This window comes from Campylobacter sp. FU_497 (assembly GCF_025772425.1).
Classification (GTDB): Bacteria; Campylobacterota; Campylobacteria; order Campylobacterales; family Campylobacteraceae; genus Campylobacter_D; species Campylobacter_D lari_C.
On sequence record NZ_JAKMSC010000025.1, the window covers coordinates 1 to 17,448 of the forward strand.

The following is a 17,448-nucleotide window of genomic DNA, read 5'->3' on the forward strand; positions in this document are numbered from 1 at the left end:
GTAATGAGTATTACCAATATATTCTTAACAATTAAGAAATGTTAATACTATATTTATAAATTTAAGCTTAATTATAAAAAATAATAAAATATTAGTATGATAAGAATATATTACAAAAGTTTGAATGTACTGGGATATCGTAGGCTTGAAGCATCTAAACACTCAAATTTAATTTTTTCCTTTTCTTAACATTCTGATTAAAAATCTTACAGGATGAGTAGCATGTAAAAAATCTTTTTCTATTTTTGGCTCATCAAAAATTAATGCACTAAGCATTCTAGCTCCAATAATAGCACTAGCAAAAGCTCTAGACCCATGAGCAATAGAAAAATACAAAGGAATGAAATCATTTGGCGCTACTTGACTTTTATTTTTATGCCATAAAAGCGCCTTATAATTTTGCATATAAAAATTTTCGTCATAGGCTTGACCTATTATGGAAAATCTATCACTAGAATATGATCTAAATCCTACTTTACCACCCATAATTTCTAAATTCTCACCTTGTAAAAATTCTTTTATATTTTCAATATTTTGCAAATCATCATTTTTTAAAAGCGTTATATCTTGATTAAGCCTATCATAACTTGCGCCAATAAGTTGCAAATTCAATTCTTCATTGATAGGACAAATATAACCTTTTGAAGATAAGGCATGAGAATTTTTTAAAAATGGTTTTAAGTGAGTACATTGACCCCTAACACTACTTAATTTCATATATTTATACTCTAAAAAATTCTTAACATCAGCACCTTGAGCATAAATTAACACATCATAATCTTTTAATGTTTTTTGATTATTAAATTGCAAAGAAAACTTTTCATTTTCATAAGAATAATCTTTAAATTCATACTCAAAAAACATCCTAGCCTTGCTTTTTTGTAAAAGTGTTTTCACAAGCTCTTGGGGTTTTATGCAAGCTCCATCTTTTAAAAAGGCTTGGTTGTTAATAATTTCAAATAAAACATTATCTTTTTGACTATCAAAACGCTCTTGCATAAGCTCATTATGAGCAAATTCATAAACTCCTTGAGGAATTAAACCTAAAATTTGCCTATAAAATCTACTAGCCTCTAAAAAAGCATATTGAGAAAACTCACCCAATAATACATCAGGTTTTAAAATCAAAGAGCTTAAAATTCCATTGATATTTCCAGAAGCACCTTTTCCTAATGAATTTTCTTTTTCAAAAACATCTACTTGAACATTTCTTAAAGAAAGCTCATAAGCTATACTAGCTCCGGCTATACCTGCTCCGATGATGGCTATTTTTTGTATCTCTTTTTTCAAACACGGAGTGTTAAAATAAGCAAATTTATCTTCAAACTCAAGGCCATTAAAAATAGCCTGTATCATTTCTCTTTTTTTAAAACCTTTGATTTTTTGTACTTGAAAATTATTATTAATTAAAGCTTTTTTTAAAATACTTGCAGAAGAAAAAGTCAAAATCTTGGCATTTATTTTTGAATTTTTGGCAACTTTGTTTATAATATCCTCATCAAACATCTCTTGATTTTTAGCAGGAGCAAAACCATCTAAATACCAAACATCGGCTTTAAAGTCTAAATTTTGCAACTTTTCTTTAGCATCGCCAAATACCAAATCTAAAAAACAATCTTGAAAATAAAATCTATAAACTCCATCTTTACATGGGGGATAAAATTTTAAAAACTGTTCTAAAAGCTCTTTAAATTCCTCATAAAAACCAAGGTTTTTATAAATTTCTCTTAATGTTTCTTTTTCTATATAAAAATTTTCAAAACTAATATAAAATAGCCTTTGATTTTCTTTTTTTTCCTTTATAAAACGCCTTAAAGTAAGGAAAAAATTTAGACCTATACCAAAACCAAGCTCTGCAATGATAGTTTGTTTTGTTTGAAATTCAAAAGCATTGGTATAGATAAATTCACTCTCACTTAAACCATCACTAGAATTAAAATAATAATCATCAAAATCTAAAGAAAAAGGTGCATTGTTTTTAATGATAATATTTGCTTTTTTCATTGATTTTTATAAAAATAACTCTCTATACCATTAGCAATACCAATGGCTAATAATTCTTGGAAATTTTTATTTGTTAATCTATTTCTTTCACTAGGATGACTAATATAACCCGTCTCAATCAATATAGCAGGCATTTGCGCTCCCACTAAAACCCAAAAAGGAGCTTCCCTAACCCCACCATCCACAACTTTATATTTTTTTCTTACATTACTTAAAATCTTTTTTTGCACATCGATAGCTAATTTATTTGAAGCAACTATTTTTTCACGGTTTAAAAAATTTAAAAAGGTTTGTTTAGAAAAATAATTCATCTCTTCAAAATCGGATTGATTTTCCAACTCAGCAGCTTTTTTACTTCTTTCGCTTCTTGCAGGCGATAAGAAGAAAGTTTCAATACCTTGTAAAGTTTTAGCTCTTTGTTTATTTGGAGCCGCATTAGCATGGATAGAAATAAACAAATCTGCCATTTTTTCATTAGCCATAGAAGTTCTATCTCTTAAGTTTATAAATTTATCCGTACTTCTAGTATAATAAATTCTATATCCGCGTTTTTTAAGCTCATTACCAAGTTTTAAAGCTACACTTAAAACCACATCTTTTTCTCTAACACCCTTATCACCTAAAGTACCTGGATCTTTACCCCCATGACCTGGGTCAATTACTATGATTTTACCTGATTTTTTAATGGTAGTTTTTGCCGTTTTTGAAGTAGTTTTTGTCGGTGTTTTTTTGACCTTTTTTTCAAAACCTATAAACAATTCCTCATCGTCTAAATCAAGATTGGTTTTAAAATCATTAGTAGAATTTAAAACAACTCTTACTGTAGTTTTATTAAACTGCACTATTGTGATGGATTGATTTTTATTGATATCGATTTTTTTTCTATCACCTTCTAAAATAGCTTCAAAGCTTACAATAGAACGATATGTTTTACCATCTTTAAAAGAATTGATTTTAATATCTTCAAAATCAATATCATTGTTTAATTTTAAATTAACACCATTTTTATCTTTACTTGATTTTAAAATATATAAAGGCTCATTTTCAACAACTTCTTTTTTTACTCCTGTTTTTTTGACTTCATTTTGTTTTTTAACTATAGGTTTGGGTTCTTCTTTTTTTTCTACTTTTTCAAGCCCCATAAAAAGACTTTGTTCTTTAAGCTCTATTTTGATCTTTAATTCTTTTTTTGAGCTTAAGACCAAACGCATACTTGTTGGGTTAAATTGCGACACGATAATATCAAAATCTTTAAATTCAAAATTTCTCTTAGGTCCTTTTAAAATTCCATCAAAATCTGCAACATAACGAAAATTCTTATCACCTTTGAGAGTAAAGTTTTTAATGTCTTTTTGACTGATTTTTTCACTCAAATCAAGTAAGATGCCATTGTCTAATTTTTTAACATCAAGCACAAAAAGCTCTTTTTGCACTGGAACTTTTTTATCTTCTTTTTTATCTTCTTTTTTATCTTCTTTTTTATTAATAGGTAATGTGGTATTAGTTTCAATTTTTGTTTGTTCTTTTTTTATTTTTTGATCTTGTATAACTTTTAAAGCATTTTTTAAACGTGAAATTTCTTCTTCACTTACTCCACTTTCTTTAAGCTCTTGCACATAAGCTTTATCATCAAAACCTAAAGAATTTGAACTTATGATTAATCTTTTTAAAATCTCATTTTTTTCTTCATTATTATCATTAATCACACTTTGTATATACAAAGATTTTAACTGCTGGTGTAATTGTAGTTTTTCTTCTGAATTAGAAGTTAAAAAATTTTGATCAAATTTCTTAACTTCTGCATTAGCAAAAACACTAAGACAAAATAATAAAAAAATAAAAAATATTCTAAGCATCTTCACCATTAACTAATTTTTTCATTAGCTCTTCTACACTAATAAGCTTATCTAGTCTATATCCATTAGCCCCTGTAAAAAACAAGCCTGTTTCTTTTTTACCACTCCAAGCATCATATAATCTATCTGCTATACAATAACCCACCTTAGTAGCTTCCTTGCCTCTACCGCATGGTGCAACACAATTACTCACACAAGAAATTTTTGGCCCCATTCTTTTATCTACTAAATTTAAAAGGTTAGTTCTTACCCCTCTTGCAGGATAGCCAACTGGAGATTTTAAAAGCTCAATATCTTCTTTTTTACAATCTAGCAATACTTGTTTAAAATCATCACTCGCATCACATTCAAAAGTCCCTATAAAGCGAGTTCCCATTTGAACGCCACTTGCCCCTAAAGACATCATTTTTTCTATATCTTGCTTATCCCAAATTCCACCCGCAGCAATTAATGGTATATCTCCCCAGTTTTTAATTTCTTGTGCAACTTGTGGTACTACATTTTCTAATTGATATTCATCCATTAAGCATTGCTCATAAGTAAAACCTTGATGTCCTCCACTTTTTGGTCCTTCAACTATAACTGCATCAGGCAAGCGATTATATCTGCTTTGCCATCTTTTGCAAATAATTTTTAAAGCCTTAGCTGATGATACAATAGGCACCAAAGCAACATCTGGATAATCTTGTGTAAATTCAGGTAAATTTGTAGGAAGTCCTGCTCCTGAAACTATCACATTAAAACCAACTTCACAAGCATTGCGTGCAATTTGCGCATAATTATTACTTGCATATAAAATATTACAGCCCAAAGGCGCATCTTTGCAAACCTTTCTAGCATTATCTATCAAAGCTTTTAAGCCTGCTTTTGAGTAAAAATTATCACTACCATAAGGTTTTGCATTGAACTCTTTATCTATATGCGTTCTATTTTCATAATATCCAGTTCCTACCGAAGAAATAATCCCTAATCCACCATTTAAAGAAACCGCAGAAGCAAGTTTATCCCAACTTATACCAAGCCCCATACCACCTTGAAAAATAGGATATTTTATCTCATGCTTTCCAATTTTTAAAGCTTTAAAACTCATCATATTACCTTTAATTTTGCAAATTTTCTTTTTCCAACTTGTAAAATATATTCACCGCTTTCTAGTTGGAATTGTTCATCTTGAACTTTTTCTCCATTAACACTTACTGCATTAGAATTAATCAATCTTCTAGCAGCTGAAGTAGAACTTTCCATTTTACACTCTACTATAGCTTTTGCAAGCCAAATACTACCCTCTAAAGTAAAACTTGGCATATCACTAGGAAGCTCTTTTGCGCTATGGACTTTATCAAATTCTTCCTTAGCTTTTAGCGCACATTCGCTTGAGTGAAAACGTGCAGTAATTTCTAAAGCTAAATTTTCCTTAGCTTTTTTAGGATGCAATGAACCATTTTTAATATCATCTTTTATTTGTGAAATTTCATTTAAGCTTTTTTCACTTAAAAGCTCATAATATCTAAACATCAACTCATCACTTATACTCAAAACCTTAGCATACATATCTTTGGCATTTTCAGTCACACCGATATAATTTCCCAAGCTTTTACTCATTTTATTTACACCATCAAGGCCTTCAAGCAATGGCATCATCATCACCGCTTGTTCTTTTTGGCAATTATATACTCTTTGAAGCTGTCTACCCATTAAAAGATTAAACTTTTGATCCGTTCCACCCATTTCTATATCACTTTTTAATGCAACACTATCATAACCTTGCAAAAGTGGATACAAAAACTCACAAATTGATATAGGACTTTGCTCTTTAAAACGCTTAGTAAAATCATCTCTTTCAAGCATTCTAGCAACACTAAAAGTCGAAGTAAGTTCTACTATACCAGCAGCACCAAGCTCATTTAGCCATTTAGAATTAAAATGAATTTGAGTTTTACTTGGATCTAAAATCTTAAAAACTTGCTCTTCATAAGTTTTGGCATTTTTAAGTACTTCTTCTTTATCAAGCTTTTTTCTTGTAGCACTTTTTCCTGTTGGATCGCCTATTTGAGCAGTAAAATCACCTATTAAAAACTGTACTATAGCTCCATACTTTTGAAGCAAAGCCATCTTACTTAAAACTACAGTATGACCCAAATGTAAATCAGCAGCCGTAGGATCAAAACCAGCCTTTACAAAAAAATTTTCACCTTTTTCATAGTAATTTTTTACCAAAGAAACTAATCTTTCTTCATCAATAATTTCTGCTATTCCTCGTTTAATTTCTTTAATAATTTCTTCAATATTCATTACAAAACCTTTTTTTAGTGATTGTTATACGCATCATTTAAAGATGTAAAATCTAAAATTTTATACCTAGCTTTTAATCTTTCTTTTGCATTTTCAACATCTACATTATTAGGTAATTCAACCTGCACTTCAAAATAATTTGCCACCACAGGCTCTGAATCAGCTGAATTAATACTTAAAACATTAATTTGCATTTTAGCTAAAGTAGTTAGAAAATCTGCTAAAGAACCTTTTTTATTTTCTATAGAAACGATGATTTTGTAACTTTTTATCGAGCTATCATTCCAAGAAACAAAAACCATTTCTTTATTATCTTCTATCATTTTCATTGCTTGCTCGCAAAGTTTATGGTGTATCGTTGCTCCAGTTGAGTGTCTAAAAGCAATGATTTCATCTCCTCTTTTAGGTCTACAACAATAATCAAAATTAATCGTGGTTATTTTATAATTAGAACCAATTACTATACTTTCAAATTTTTGCTCATTTTGCTCAAATTTAGCTGCTTGATTTTGCCCTACATATTTTCTAAGAGCTATAATTACCTCTTTAAAATAATTAAAATCCAAAGCAATTTGTCTGAGCTTTTTGTTAAATTTTTCTTTTTCAAGCCATTCTTCTATAAGCTTAGAATCTTTATTAAATACTGTAGATAAAAGATTTATAGCAATTTTATTATTTAATTCTTTTTTCTTTTGCTTACAAAAATCTCTTATACTAGCTCTAGCCTTTCCTGTTTTAACACTATCTATCCAAGAACATCTAAAAAATTCTTCCTCAGAAGTTTCTATACTAACTATATCTCCATTTTTTAGCACAGTTAAAAGTGGCACTCTCATGCGATTAACAAAAGCTGTTTTTGCATGAAGCCCTACTTTAGTATGAACCTCATATGCAAAATCCAAAGCCGTAGCCCCACGCGGCAAAGTGAAAATCTCACCTTTTGGAGAATACACCGCTATATCTTCTATATATAAACTATCTTTTGCATATTCATAAAGCTCAATAGCATCACAATCTTGTATATTATTTCCTTCTTCTTTGCCATGCATGGAAATATCTGCAAGCCAATCTAAATTTGGTGTTGTTATATTTCCTTCTTTATATTTCCAATGTGCTGCAACACCAAATTCAGCAGTCTTGTGCATATCAAAGGTGCGAATTTGAGCTTCTATAATATTTTTTGCATCAAAAAGTGTTGTGTGTAAGGTTTGATAACCATTTTGTTTTGGCAAGGCTATATAGTCTTTAAATCTTGAAATCAAAGGATTAAAATGCGTATGTAAAATTCCTAAAGCCAAATAACAATCATAAACTTTTTCTACCAAAATTCTTACACCTAAAAGATCTAAAACTTCATCAAGTCCTACACCTTTTCTTTGCATTTTCAAATAAATAGAATAATTGTGTTTAATTCTTTTATGTATAACAAAACTGCCTTGTCTAAAACCATTCTCTAAAAACAACATTTCTATTTTTGAAATAAATTCATTAAATCCAAGTTGAATTTGTTGATCTTTTGCATTTATATAATTATCAATTTGTGCATACTCATCAGGTAGTAAAAATTTAAAACTTAAATCCTCAAGTAAATTTTTTATACTTGAAATTCCAAGTCTGTGAGCTATAGGTGCATATACTACTAAGGTTTCTTCGCTGATTCTTTTTTGCTTATCTTCTCTTAAAAAATTTAAAGTAAGCATATTGTGTAATCTATCGCAAAGCTTTATTACAAGTACGCTCACATCTTCAACACCAGCTAAAAGCATATTCCTAAAAGTCAAAGCAGATTTTGCAAGTTTTTCATTGGAATTAGAGCGTGTAAGATGATCTTCTCTAATACTAACTATCTTGGTTAAACCTTGAACTAATTTGGTTACCTCTTCACCAAAATTTGCGTTTAATTCTTCTTCGCTACAATTTGTATCTTCTAAAACATCGTGCAATAATGCAGCTATGATCATAGACTGCACAGGGCTTAAAAATGCCACAAAAGAAGCCACTAATATAGGATGAACCGCATATGGTTCCCCGCTTTTTCTAAATTGTCCTTCGTGTTTTTGGATGCAAAAATCTACTGCTTTTTCTAAAACAGCAGATTGTGGGAAGACCATAAAAAGGATTTCTTTTGCTCTTTGTAAATCCTTGCAATTTTTAACATCATCAACAAGTTTATCTAACAATAACTCATCATTTACTAGCTTCAATAAATCCCTCTAAAACGATTTTATCTTCTGCTATTTCATGTAAAGCAATGTCGGTATATTTGTATTTATTTTTATCTAAATTTACTAAAGGTTCTGCACCATTTGCAAGCTCTTCAGCTCTTTTAGCTACTACAAGAGCTAATTTGTATCTATCATCTTTTAGTTTTTTTAATGCTTTTGCAGCTATTTGTTCTACTCTCATTTTTTACCTTTAATTTTGATTTTTAACAATAGAGCATAAGCTCATATCGCCTTGAATGATTTTTAATAAATTCCCTTCTTTAAACATATTACATACCACAATAGGCAAAGCATTATCTTTCGCTAAGGCTATTGCAGTATCATCCATAACTTTGATATTATCATGCAAAGCTCTTTCATAGCTTAATTCATTTAGCATAATTGCATCATCATATTTTTTAGGATCTTTATCATAAATTCCATCTACTTTAGTCGCTTTAATAATCATATCCGCTTGAATTTCTACCGCTCTTAAAGTCGCTGCAGTATCTGTGGTAAAATAAGGATTGCCTGTGCCACAAGCAAAAATAACTATACGTCCTTTTTCTAAATGTCTATGTGCTCTTCTCATGATATAAGTTTCACAAAAAGCTTCCATTTGGATAGCACTTTGAACCCTTACATCAAGTCCGGCACTTTCCAATGCTTCTTGCATAGCTATAGAATTAATCACAGTAGCAAGCATACCCATATGATCACCACTTGTTCTTTTTATAAGCCCGTCTCTTGCAGCAGATACTCCTCTAATGATATTTCCACCGCCTATTACTATACCTACTTCAACATTCTCATTAATCAAACTTTTTATTTCAGAAGCTATGTATTTTAAAATAGAATTTTCTATACCAAACCCATTTTCTCCAGCTAAAGCTTCCCCAGAAAATTTAACCAATACTCTTTTTCTTTTATTGTTCATTAAATTTCTCCTTTGATTTGAAACTATATCAAAATTCGCATTAAAAAAAACTAATTTATTTAATCATTTCTAAAGGATTAATATGAAAATTCTTTTGTGTTACTTCAAAAGTTAAATCACTCTCAACCCTACCTATAATATAACCTTTTTTGATATTTCTACCCACTTTAACCCCAGGTGCAATTTTATCTAAATGCGCATAAATAGTATGTATACCATCTTTATTTTCAACAATCACAACTTGTTTTAAAGTTGGGGTCGCTTTTGCAAAAACTACTTTTCCATCTAAGACATTTCTTACTGCAGCATTAGCACTATCACTTTTTAAAACTACATTTTCATTATAAATTTTAATATTATAAATAGGATCTACATAATTTCCAAATTTTTGTTTTACCGTGTAAGATTCTAAAGGGGCGATTGTCTTAGGACCACTATAGCGCTTGACACTACTTGTTTGATAGCTTGAACCCACTTGTTTTATGTTTGAATTTGGTTTTTTATCTTCTTTTTTTTGTGCTAATTTTTCTTCTTCTTTTTCTTTGATAATTTTTAATTTATTAAGTGTTTTTCTCAATTCTTGTTGTTGGGCTTGCAAATTAGAAAGTTTTCTAGTATAAATTTCTTTATCAGTTTTTTGTTTAGTTATTTCTTGTTCTTGTTTTTTTCTAAGATTTTTAAGCTCATTGATTTGATCTTTGTAGGCTTTTAAATTGCCATTAATTGTAGTGATTTGAGTTTGTTTTTCTTCTATTTTTTTGCTTATATCTTCATAATCTTTTGAAATCTGATAAAATTCTTCTTTGAAAATTTTATCCAAAACTCCAACTAGTTCTAAAGCTATGATACCTTCTTCACTTTCAATATAATTTTTAGGAATTGCTAAGTCATAAGCAAAATCTTTGGCGATTAAATCAATAATCTTTCCTTCGATTTTATTTTTATTTTGCAAAAGATCTTTATTTTGCACATTAAGTTGTTCTAGTGCTTTTATTTGAGTTTTTACTGAGCTTTCAAGCCTAGAAGTTTTTGAAGTTAAGGTGTTAATTTCTAAAGCAATTTTTTTTAGATTTTTCTCATTATCTAAAATTTCACTAGCTAAATCTTCTAATTTTTTAGATAATTGCTTTACTATACGTTCATTTTCTTTAATATCTTTTTGCTTTTGCGCAATTTCATTTGCAAATAAAACAGAAAAAGAAAACAAAAAAAGCAAAAAGCATTTTTTCATTTTCTAACCTTAAACATTACAAAATTCACACAAGCAAAACAAACACAAAGCATTGCTAAAAAAATCAGAAACAAATGCGTGAAAATACTTATTTTAGGCAAGCTAATATCCACACTTTGCAAAGCTAATTTAATGGATTCAAGATCATAAACTTGAGTAAAAAACAATACAAGCAATAAAAATGCTATAAAACAATCAATAAAAACTATCTTATATAACATAAAAGATCTAAACCAAAACGGCGCTCCAAGTAAACACATGATTTCCACTCTTTGAGTATGCTCAAAAAGCCAAATTTTCATTTGCTTAAGCAATAATACAAAACTAAGCAATATTATAATAAACAAGAAAAACCATAATAAAAATTTCACTAAAACCAAAAGTTTATAAATTTTTGTATGCGTTTTCGCAAAAGTTTCTACTTTAGTAATGTTAGGATTTTTTAAAAGCTTATCTTTTAAAGCATTTAGTTCATCTTCCGATAGAAGCTTATTGAGTTTTAAAGTATAAAATTTTGGCAATGTAGCCTTTAAAACCTCTATGTTTTTAGCCGATATATCATTCTTAAGTCTGTCTATCATTTCATTTGGATTTAAAATTTCTAAAGACTGAAAATGACTTACTTGATCTTCTATGCTTTTTTTATCTAAATGAGTTTTTCCTACTAAAATAATATTATAATCTTTATTTAAAAGTTTTTCATAATGCTCTATAGTTTTATTTGTAATGATTAAAAACTCAAAAGCAAACATCATTACCATTAAAGCAAATATCAAAGAAAGATGATTTTTAAAAGATTTCATTCATTCTCCCATTTTCTATATTAAAACGACGATAATCAAGTCTTAAATTAGTAGGAATTCTATGTGTAACAACAACCACGCAAGTTCCAAGTATTTCTCTAGCTGATTTTAATAAAGTCCATATAATATCTGAAGAATACTCATCTAAATTTCCCGTTGGCTCATCACATAAGAGTAATTTTGGATTATGTGCTAGGGCTCTTGCCATAGCCACGCGTTGTTGCTCTCCACCTGAAAGCTGAGCTGGCTTTTTATCAGCTTTGAAAGTTAAATTTACATGCTTTAAAAGCTTTGCAGCTTGTTCTTTACATACGTTTTTGCTATAACCTTTAATCATCAAAGGAAGCATTACATTTTTTTCTACGCTAAATTCTTGCACCAAACGATAATCTTGAAAAATAATTCCTATTTTTTGTCTAAGCTGCAAAAGTTCAGCATTAGAAATATCTACTAAATCATTATTGCAAACTTTTAAGCTTCCACTTATTGGTTCTAAATCTCCATAGAAAGATTTTAACAAAGTTGATTTTCCACTACCACTTTTTCCTGTAATAAAAACAAAATCATTATCTTTTAGCGAAAAACTAGCATTTTCTATAACAAGTTCATCATAACCAAGACAAAGCTTTTTAGCTTCTATCATCACTGCTTTTTCCTTAATTTATTTTATAAATTATTATTTGATATAAGAATACAATATTTCTCTTAATTTTTCTATAGCTTTTAAATTTTCTTTAGTTTTAAAGGGTTGCTCAAAGATAAATTCTATTTTTTGTGTGTTTAAAGCTATATAAACATGTTCAGGCTTGTAAAAAGCGCCAAAAGCTATTTTGATGATAAGCTCATCATCTTTAATGTACATTTTTTCAAAATGCAAGAAAAAATCCTCACCTTTAAAAACTTCATTTTTAAAATTCTTTTTTATACAAGCTAATTCTTCTGCGTTTAATCTTAAATCTTCAATGGCAAATTTTTGATCCTTGCTTAAACTTTCACTCTTGCTAAAACCACTAATGATTAAATCATATATATCTTTATTTTGTCTTTTCCAACGATCTTCATATTTGCTTGAAATTTCTAAATTTTCATTTTTTTTGATTAAAGCTTTTAAATGTGAAAAAGTTAAAAAAGTTTCCAAAGTAAAATCAAAATATAAAAAGCTATCTGTTCTAAGTTCAAATTGCCCATTTTCTTTTAAAACTCTAGCGCATTCATTTGCAAAATTTAACCCCACTACCCTACGATGAGGCTTTTTATCCCAAGGAACAGGAAAATGCAAAAAGATTTTATCTACTAGATTAGATTCAAGTACGCTTAACAATAATCTTGCATCAGTTTCTATTAATAAAACATTATTTAAATTTTCACTTAAGGCAAGTTTAGCTACTTGCTCTAACGCAGGCGTGTAAATTTCTATACCTATAATCAAAACATCAGGATTTAATCTTGCTTGATAAAGTAAATGTCTACCGCTTCCAAAGCCTATTTCAATATAAACTTGTTTTTTGTTTTTTATTTGCTCTAACAATTCTTTTAAATCATTAGCAATTAAAGGTGTTTTTTGGATTAACCTTGTATGTTTTAACGCCACAGCTTCACAAACTACATCTTGAGTGAAATTTTCCCTAAACACAAGTAAGGCTTTTTGTAAGTACCCAATTTGCGAAGGCTTAGTGTGTTTTTCACCTTTAATAAGCCATTCTTGTTTTTTTTCATCTTTTTTAATTTGCAAAAAAAAGTTTTCTTGCTTTATGCGCGTAAAAAGCAAATCAACATTTTCGCCTTTAGCAGACCATAAGAATTCAACTCCGTCTTTTTCAAAAGGAAGTTGAATTTCTTTTAAAATTTTACACTTAAAATTTGGCATTATTTCACCGCTGTAAATTTATCAGAAGCTTTTGATTCTATACCATTTGCATCAATTGCTATAACTTCATAACTATATACTTTTCCAGGAACAGCTGTGATATCTTTTAATTGTTTAGATTTAATCTCTTTAAACACAGCATTACTTCCACCACCGCTTCTTTTAACTATATATTCTTTGGCTCTATCGTCATTATCAACCCATTCAACCCTAATACCATCATCTTCGACAGCACATAAAATAATACTTGGTGCTAATGGTGCTCCTAGAGTAATACCCTCCACAGGCTCACTTGCTATAGGACTTTCCAAGCCATCTTTATCCACCATGCTAACTTTATAATATCTTTTTTCAGCCACACCCTTAACTATATCTTCATAGGTATTTTCAGAAGTTTTAGCTACCACACTAAAAGGTAAAAAGGTAGTTGAACTTGAATAAATTTTATAATAAGCAAAATCAGCATAATCAATTTTATCCCAAGTTAAAATGATTTTTTTTGGCGCATCTTTACTTGCTTGTAAATTGCTTACCATAGGAGGAAGGGCTTTTGTAGTTGATTCTACTATTTTACTCGGGGTACTTTTAATACCATCATAAGTTAAAGCTATGATTCTATATTGAAAACTTTCATCAGGTTTTAGTGAATCATCTATGTATTCAGCACTTAAGCGATTTTTAACCCTAGTTAATTCTTTAAATTTCATATCTTTCATATTTGCACGTTCAATGATGTATGAATTTACTCTTAAATCAGGATGTGGTCTCCAAACTATTTTTACACGATTTGGCAAACCAACAATAGCTTGCACAAAAGGCACTGGATCAATCACTCTATTTGTAAAAGCTTCTATACTCACACCATCTTGAGAAACTTGTCCAAGCTCATTAAAAGTTTTCATAGAATAATAATACCTTGTATTTGGCTCTAAATTTGTATCAGTATAATGAGTTTGAAATTTATTTTTAATTTTTGCTATAAGCTCCATAGGTGCACCAGCTGCATTTGCCCTATAAATATAATAGCCTGCTATATTTTGATCATACAATGGTTCCCATTCAAAAGCTATACTTGTAATATCACTTATACTTTTAATGCTTGAAATTTTTGGTAAAGTATCATTTACTTGGGCAATTTGAGGCGAACTCATAGTTGTACTACAAGCACTAAAAGCCAAAGCAGAACTTAAGATAATCCAGTGAAGTTTTTTCATCTATCTCTCCTTGTGTAAAATTTTCTTTTAAAATTTGATAAAAATCATCAAACATAGGAGCTTTTATAAACATTAACTCTTTAGTCCTAGGATGAATAAAATAAATCAAATACGCATGAAGCATTACTCTATTATACTTTATTTTTCCTTTATATCCGTATAATTCATCTCCTAAAATATAGCGATTAAAATCTGCCAAATGCACCCTGATTTGATGGGTTCTTCCTGTGTATAATTTAGCAGCTATTAAAGAGCATTTTTTAGCACTTAATAAATTTATAAAATCTGTTTTTGCATTTTTTGCTAAAGGATTTTTGGTATTTGTAGTAATTTTTTTAAGCCTATTATTAGGACAACGCATGATAGCTTTTTCATTACTCATTTTATCATTTTTCAAAGGCAATTCACTCAAAGCAAGGTAAAATCTACCCATGCTTTTATCTAAAAGTTGATTTGCTAAAAATTGATGCGCTTGATTGTTTTTAGCTATGATGATAGCTCCACTTGTGCCTTTATCAAGTCTATGCACAAGCCCTGCTCTATACTCTCCATTTAAATTTGATAAAGCATAGCCCTTATGCAAAAGCCAATCCACCAAAGTCGCTTCTTTAACACTACTTGCACCATGCACAACAACATTAGGAGTTTTGTTTAAAACTAAAACATCATCATCTTCATATAAAATTTCTATATCAAACTCAGGCGTGTAGCTTTCTTTGGCTTCTTTTGCTAAAGGTAAAAAAATACTTATTTCATCTTTTTGTTTTATTTTTTTAGAACTTTTATTTTCTATTTTTTCATTAATATATATGCAGTTTTCTTTGATTAGTTTAGCAACTTGCGAACGACTTTGCCTAAGTATATCTGATAAAAAAATATCCAATCTTTCTTCACAAAGTGATGAAATTTTTAGCATATTATATTTCCTTGTGATAAAATTTGCAATTTTAGCATATAATTACACAATATTTTGTAAAAAGGTTAGCTTTGATAAAACTTGATAGAAGAATTCTAACGCATTTTGATTTTGTTCAACCTCTTTTAGTGTTGCCTATCATAGCTATATCTTTTCTTTTAATTTATGAAGCAAATACACGCTTAGCCGAAAAACAATTTATCTATACTTTAGTGGGTTTTACAGGATTTGCATTTTTTTTCTTTTTACCTTTAAGAAGATTAATGTGGCTTATACCTGTATTATATTGGATCAATATAGCTTTGCTTTTGAGTGTGGATATTTTTGGTGTTGAAAAACTTGGAGCTAGAAGATGGCTTGAAATACCTTTTACACATTTTACCATACAACCTTCTGAAATTTTTAAGCCTTCTTTTATTTTAATGCTAGCTTATTTGATTTATCAAAACCCACCACCTCATAATGGCTATGGTTTAAAACAATTTTTAAAGCTAAGTTTTTATATTTTACTCCCATTTTTACTTATAGCAGGAGAACCTGATTTAGGAACAGCTTTAGTACTTTTAATAGTAGGCTTTGGAACGCTTTTTATTATAGGAGTAAATTATAAAATTTGGCTTAGTATTTTTTTAGCTATAGCTATTGCTTCACCTATTATTTATAGTGATTTTTTAAAACCTTATCAAAAACAAAGAATTCATGATTTCTTAGCTGAAGAGCCAAGTTACCATGTAAAACAATCCATCATTGCTATAGGAAGTGGTGGTTTGAGTGGAAAAAAAGCCGATGAAGCCACACAAACACATTTTAAATTTTTACCTATTTCTACGAGTGATTTTATCTTTGCATATTTGTCTGAAAGATTTGGTTTTATCGGTGCGGTTATAATCATATTGCTTTACACCTTACTCATTTTTCATTTATTGAGTTTAAATTATAAGCTCAAAGATGATTATTTTACAAGAGTAGTGACAAATTGCATTGCTTTATTTATTTTCATATATGTAGCGGTAAATATATCAATGACCATAGGTTTTGCTCCTGTTGTTGGTATACCTATGCCATTTTTTAGTCATGGAGGAAGTTCTTTTGCTACCTTTATGATTTTCTTTGGAATTTTACAAAATTTAATAACCTTTAGATATTTAGCAATAGAAAAAGCGGTAAAAATAAAATTCTAAATTTAAATTAAGGAAATAAAGATATAATAACATTTTTATTTTAACTTCTGGCGGATTTATAGCTCAGTTGGTTAGAGCAACCGGCTCATAACCGGTTGGTCGCAGGTTCGAGTCCTGCTAAATCCACCATTTATTTTTTACTCCCGAGTGTTTTTTTGGCAAATTATATTCAAAATATTAAAAAAGAGTTTTTATATTTTCAAAAATAGCTTTTTGTATATTATATAAACAACCATAATAATAATTTATTTTACACCTAAATTATATATTAGGTATAAATCTTTTTCATAGATAAAACTAATTATACTATGTGAGCTATTATCATACTTTATAATATTTTCTAAAGCTTTGAAAAATCACTAGGAATTTTGATAATCAAATTTTCATTTTTTAAGTTTAATTTCTTAAATGATAGGTTTTATTATCATAGTAAAAACTTTGGTTTAAAAATGCTTTTTTAAAAAATATATAGTCTTTATAAAAAAGCTTCTTGGTAAATTTTATTTAAAATTTATATCCAGATTGATATAAACCTTTATATCAATCTATGTTATTGATTTAATATCATCATATAAAACTTCATCTTGTGAATTTGGATTTGTAAAACCTTGTTTTAAAAGCATATATCTATTAAACCTAGTTACATTACCCAAATTCTTTAAAACATCTCTCTTGTATTGCTTTTAAAATCTTGCTATTTTTTAAATCAATTACAAAGTTTTTATTTTCATTAACAAACCACACCTGCTAAATCTACCATTTACTTACTTCAACCTCACATTCATAATCATATTAGATAAAAAGATATTATCTTTATCAAAGCTTTTTAAGTTATATTCTAGTATTAAATATCTTTTTTGTATATCTTGCATTAAAGTTGAAAGATTGTATAAACTTAAACTTTCTAATATATTTATAAGTTCTATCTTGCTTAAAGTATTAA

At 28.8% G+C, this 17,448-nt stretch carries 14 protein-coding genes and 1 tRNA gene; 2 read left to right on the forward strand and 13 right to left on the reverse strand.

What is annotated here, in order from left to right:
- Positions 1 to 168: 168 nt before the first annotated feature.
- From mnmC to L8W68_RS07880, 13 genes are read right to left on the reverse strand one after another with little or no spacing between them, the layout of a single operon-like run.
- Entirely contained in the window at positions 169 to 2,004 is a 1,836-nt protein-coding gene (gene mnmC / locus L8W68_RS07820) for a bifunctional tRNA (5-methylaminomethyl-2-thiouridine)(34)-methyltransferase MnmD/FAD-dependent 5-carboxymethylaminomethyl-2-thiouridine(34) oxidoreductase MnmC (RefSeq protein ID WP_263675700.1), read from the reverse strand.
- Entirely contained in the window at positions 2,001 to 3,860 is a 1,860-nt protein-coding gene (locus tag L8W68_RS07825; protein ID WP_263675701.1) for an N-acetylmuramoyl-L-alanine amidase family protein, read from the reverse strand. Before L8W68_RS07825 ends, mnmC begins: the two co-directional genes overlap by 4 nt.
- Positions 3,853 to 4,950 carry a nitronate monooxygenase gene (locus L8W68_RS07830; protein WP_039628221.1) on the reverse strand — a complete coding sequence of 366 codons (1,098 nt, stop codon included), beginning with the start codon at positions 4,948 to 4,950 and terminating at the stop codon, positions 3,853 to 3,855. The genes L8W68_RS07825 and L8W68_RS07830 overlap by 8 nt, the downstream gene beginning before the upstream one ends.
- Positions 4,950 to 6,152: a tyrosine--tRNA ligase gene (gene tyrS, locus L8W68_RS07835; protein ID WP_263675702.1), complete on the reverse strand. Its 1,203-nt coding sequence runs from the start codon at positions 6,150 to 6,152 to the stop codon at positions 4,950 to 4,952. Before tyrS ends, L8W68_RS07830 begins: the two co-directional genes overlap by 1 nt.
- Positions 6,153 to 6,166: 14 nt before the next feature.
- Positions 6,167 to 8,356: a RelA/SpoT family protein gene (locus L8W68_RS07840; RefSeq protein ID WP_257912485.1), complete on the reverse strand. Its 2,190-nt coding sequence runs from the start codon at positions 8,354 to 8,356 to the stop codon at positions 6,167 to 6,169.
- Positions 8,340 to 8,558 (reverse strand): DNA-directed RNA polymerase subunit omega, encoded by a 219-nt coding sequence (locus L8W68_RS07845; RefSeq protein WP_039618002.1) that lies wholly within the window; start codon positions 8,556 to 8,558, stop codon positions 8,340 to 8,342. The genes L8W68_RS07840 and L8W68_RS07845 overlap by 17 nt, the downstream gene beginning before the upstream one ends.
- Before the next feature lie 9 nt (positions 8,559 to 8,567).
- Positions 8,568 to 9,293, reverse strand: a complete 726-nt coding sequence (gene pyrH, locus L8W68_RS07850) for a UMP kinase (RefSeq protein ID WP_263675705.1) — start codon at positions 9,291 to 9,293, stop codon at positions 8,568 to 8,570.
- A 55-nt stretch (positions 9,294 to 9,348) separates the two neighbouring features.
- Positions 9,349 to 10,524 (reverse strand): murein hydrolase activator EnvC family protein, encoded by a 1,176-nt coding sequence (locus L8W68_RS07855; protein WP_263675707.1) that lies wholly within the window; start codon positions 10,522 to 10,524, stop codon positions 9,349 to 9,351.
- Positions 10,521 to 11,327 (reverse strand): ABC transporter permease, encoded by an 807-nt coding sequence (locus L8W68_RS07860; protein ID WP_214099480.1) that lies wholly within the window; start codon positions 11,325 to 11,327, stop codon positions 10,521 to 10,523. Before L8W68_RS07860 ends, L8W68_RS07855 begins: the two co-directional genes overlap by 4 nt.
- Entirely contained in the window at positions 11,314 to 11,970 is a 657-nt protein-coding gene (locus L8W68_RS07865) for a cell division ATP-binding protein FtsE (RefSeq protein WP_039642523.1), read from the reverse strand. The genes L8W68_RS07860 and L8W68_RS07865 overlap by 14 nt, the downstream gene beginning before the upstream one ends.
- Positions 11,971 to 12,003: 33 nt before the next feature.
- Entirely contained in the window at positions 12,004 to 13,194 is a 1,191-nt protein-coding gene (trmB, locus tag L8W68_RS07870; RefSeq protein WP_263675709.1) for a tRNA (guanosine(46)-N7)-methyltransferase TrmB, read from the reverse strand.
- On the reverse strand, positions 13,194 to 14,408 hold the full coding sequence (locus L8W68_RS07875; RefSeq protein ID WP_263675711.1) for a fibronectin type III domain-containing protein: 1,215 nt from the start codon (positions 14,406 to 14,408) through the stop codon (positions 13,194 to 13,196). Before L8W68_RS07875 ends, trmB begins: the two co-directional genes overlap by 1 nt.
- The gene (locus tag L8W68_RS07880) at positions 14,362 to 15,324 is read right to left on the reverse strand and encodes an RluA family pseudouridine synthase (RefSeq protein ID WP_263675713.1); all 963 of its coding nucleotides are present in this window, start codon (positions 15,322 to 15,324) and stop codon (positions 14,362 to 14,364) included. The genes L8W68_RS07875 and L8W68_RS07880 overlap by 47 nt, the downstream gene beginning before the upstream one ends.
- A gap of 71 nt (positions 15,325 to 15,395) precedes the next feature.
- Between L8W68_RS07880 and L8W68_RS07885 the strand changes: the two genes are divergently transcribed.
- The gene (locus tag L8W68_RS07885) at positions 15,396 to 16,505 is read left to right on the forward strand and encodes an FtsW/RodA/SpoVE family cell cycle protein (protein WP_263675715.1); all 1,110 of its coding nucleotides are present in this window, start codon (positions 15,396 to 15,398) and stop codon (positions 16,503 to 16,505) included.
- A gap of 52 nt (positions 16,506 to 16,557) precedes the next feature.
- Positions 16,558 to 16,634, forward strand: a tRNA-Ile gene (locus L8W68_RS07890).
- Positions 16,635 to 17,448 lie beyond the last annotated feature (814 nt).